The sequence below is a fragment of the Pseudomonas sp. KB_15 genome (genome assembly GCF_052114525.1).
Taxonomy (GTDB): Bacteria; Pseudomonadota; Gammaproteobacteria; order Pseudomonadales; family Pseudomonadaceae; genus Aquipseudomonas.
Genome location: NZ_JBFREX010000380.1, coordinates 1 through 355, shown reverse-complemented (window position 1 = coordinate 355; position 355 = coordinate 1). Strand labels below are relative to the sequence as shown.

Here is a 355-nt window from a genome sequence, read left to right as displayed (position 1 = left end):
AGTCTCCGATCCGTTCTATCGCAACGGSCCSAAYGACCAGGGCATCGGCTGGAACRTSCTSGCMTCGCTGGCGCGCGTGGCGGCGGGCTTCGGGCTGGCGGCGGTGGTCGGCATTCCGGCCGGCTTCCTGCTGGGCCGCTTCGCCTTCCTGAATGCAATGGCGGCGCCGGTGATCAGCCTGCTGCGCCCGGTTTCGCCGCTGGCGTGGCTGCCGATCGGGCTGCTGCTGTTCAAGGCGGCCAACCCGGCCGCCATCTGGGCCATCTTCATCTGCTCGATCGGGCCGATGATCTTCATCACGGCCGTCGGCGTGACGCGCGTGCCGCAGGACTACCTGAACGTGGCGCGCGTGCTC

Annotated in this window: 1 pseudogene; it reads left to right on the top strand. The window is 69.0% G+C overall.

The annotated features are described in order from the left end of the window. Positions 1 to 355, top strand: a pseudogene (locus AB4Z35_RS31380) (nitrate ABC transporter permease); the annotation flags it as partial.